This window comes from Desulforhopalus sp. IMCC35007, from assembly GCF_005116575.1.
Lineage (GTDB): Bacteria > Desulfobacterota > Desulfobulbia > Desulfobulbales > Desulfocapsaceae > Desulforhopalus_A.
The window spans coordinates 1-2,549 of the sequence record NZ_SWCN01000057.1 but is presented as its reverse complement, the minus strand read 5'-3'; the positions used below and the strand labels follow the sequence as shown (position 1 = coordinate 2,549).

Genomic DNA, 2,549 nt, shown 5'->3' with positions numbered 1-2,549 from the left:
TAGTTGTGCTAACCTAAAATTGATCAGTAAATGGGTGTTGTGCTAACCGAAAATTGACCACCTTAAGCAAGGCCTCTGCTATGATGATTTGCAAAAATCATTAAAGGGGGCAAGGAGTTGCTAAACGTGGACCAGTATGAACTCATTCGCACCGCACATCGCAAATACGGCAAAAACATCAGTGAACTTTCACGCATGACCGGACATAGTCGTAATACGATTAAGAAAGCCATACGAGGAGAGCCTTGGAGTTACAAAGAGCGCACCTATCAACCATTTCCTGCATTAGGTCCATATCTTACAACTATTGATGGATGGCTTGAGTCTGATAAGGGGCAGCCGAGAAAGCAGAAACATACTGCACGCCGGATTTATAACCGTTTGGTATCAGAATTGGATTTTACGGGTGGGGAATCAACGGTACGGCGTTATGTTCGCCTGGCCAAGGTTAAACTTGGTATAGACAGCCCTGGTGCCTTTATTCCGTGTGATCCTGCAATAGGCAGAGAGGCGGAAGTCGACTGGGGTACAGCAAATGCTGTTATTGCCGGTGTCAAAGTTCGTCTCAAGTACTTCTGCATGCGATCAAAGTATTCAGGTAAGCATTTTGTCCGCATGTACCCCTGTGAACGACAACAGGCTTTTTTCGATGCACATATACATGCATTTGCCTTTTTTTCAGGGATTTTCTCAATAATTATATACGACAATCTGACAACAGCTGTACGTAAAGTATTACAAGGGAAAAAACGACAGGAGCAGGAGAGTTTCCAGAAATTTCGAGCATATTACAATTACGAATCGCGGTTCTGTAATCCCGGTAAGGGCCATGAAAAAGGAGGTGTCGAAGGTATGGTTGGCTTTGTACGACGCAACTACATGGTTCCTGTGCCCGAAGCAGATAGCCTTGAAGAACTGAACGACAAGTTGCTTGAGAGTTGCCTTCGTTACGGGAGCCACACTATTGCCGGTCGAGAGAAAAGCGTAGATGCCTTGTTTGAGCAAGAACGTCAATCATTACTGGCCCCACCTTCTGTTCCGTTTAGTAACATCCAGTTACAGCCAGGGAAAGCTGATAAATACTCTACAGTTATTGTCGATAAAAACCGATATTCCATACCGAGTCGGTACGCTGGTTACCCGGTCAAGGTAGAATTAACAGTTGATCGAGTTGTCATCTATTTCAACGGGAAAAAAGTTGCTGATCACCTACGGCTCTTCAATAATAATCAATGGAGTCTTGACCCTGATCACTATCTCGAATTGATCCAGCAACGACCACAGGCATTTGACTCAGCACGGCCCATAGTGCAATGGCGTAAGCAGTGGCCTACGTGCTACAACAAGTTGCTTGAACGGTTTCAGGAAAGCTCAGGAATGAGTGGAGGGACAAAAGATTTTCTCAACGTCCTTATGCTGTATCGGGATTATGACGAGCAAGCTATTGAACATGCGGTGACAGTGGCCCTGAAGCACAACATCAGGAGCAGTGGGGGCATCCTCCATATCCTCATCTACAGTAACACCCCAGAACGCATCATTCCTCCTTTGACTGGCTGGAAGGGTAGTGCACCGCCAGATCTCACAGTATATGGCCAGTTAGGGGAGGTGCAGTGATGAATAACGCGACCTATGCGCTCCGAGAAAATCTGAAGCAATTAAAACTTGCTACCATACGTAAAGAAATAGATACCCATATTCGTCAAGCCCAAGAAGCAGGTACGGATTATGCTGATTTCCTCCTCGATCTCACGACCGTAGAACTGCAGCATAGAACTGAAAACCGACTAAAGCGAAGAATCTGTGAAGCAAAATTTCCTTTAATCAAAACACTGGAAAGCTATGACATGGAAGCGGCTGAAGGGCTTGACCTTCGGTTGTTGCGCCAACTTGCGACGTGCGATTATCTCAAGGAGAAACGCAATGTCATTTTTATGGGCCGCAGTGGAACAGGTAAGAGTCATCTGGCAACAGCACTTGCTATAGAGGCCTGTCGAAACGATATCCGTACACGATTCGTCAGCTGCTACGGCTTGGTAAATGAATTACTGGAAGCCCGTGAGGAGCGTACACTGCAACGTTTGATTGCTCGTTACAGCCGGTACGAACTCTTAGTTCTTGATGAACTCGGCTACATCCCCTTTAGCAAAGAAGGGGCGGAACTACTCTTTCAGATTTTGGCAGAACGTCATGAAAAGGGTTCTGTGATTATTACAACTAATCTGGGTTTTGCAGACTGGTCACAAATCTTTGGGGATCCAATAATGACAAACGCTTTACTTGATCGCTTGACTCACAAGGCACATGTTATTTCATGCACCTGGGAAAGTTACCGCTTAAAGCAAAGTATTGCTATGACTATGGAGAACGATAAATAGGCGACCCAGGCCAACCTTTCAGCAACGGAGGGAGCCCATGGGCGACCGGAGTTGCTGAAAGGTTGGCCTGAACACCACCGCTGAGATAACACCCTGTCTCAGTTCTTTTATATATATCGGGTGGTCAAAATTCGGTGATCACGGGTGGTCAATTTTAGGTTGTCATTTCTA

The 2,549-nt window shown here is 45.8% G+C and carries 2 protein-coding genes; both read left to right on the top strand.

Annotation, left to right across the window (positions count from 1 at the left end; translation table 11 throughout):
• Positions 1-126 precede the first annotated feature (126 nt).
• Positions 127-1,617 carry an IS21 family transposase gene (gene istA, locus FCL48_RS24535; protein ID WP_240744976.1) on the top strand — a complete coding sequence of 497 codons (1,491 nt, stop codon included), beginning with the start codon at positions 127-129 and terminating at the stop codon, positions 1,615-1,617.
• A complete protein-coding gene (gene istB, locus FCL48_RS24530; protein WP_136876716.1) occupies positions 1,617-2,378 on the top strand; it encodes an IS21-like element helper ATPase IstB in 762 nt (253 codons plus the stop codon). Before istA ends, istB begins: the two co-directional genes overlap by 1 nt.
• The last annotated feature ends 171 nt before the right edge of the window (positions 2,379-2,549 follow it).

Excerpts from the sequence above, each read along its gene's own strand:
- istB (WP_136876716.1), top strand. The coding sequence starts at position 1,617 with ATGAATAACGCGACCTATGCGCTCCGAGAAAATCTGAAGCAATTAAAA.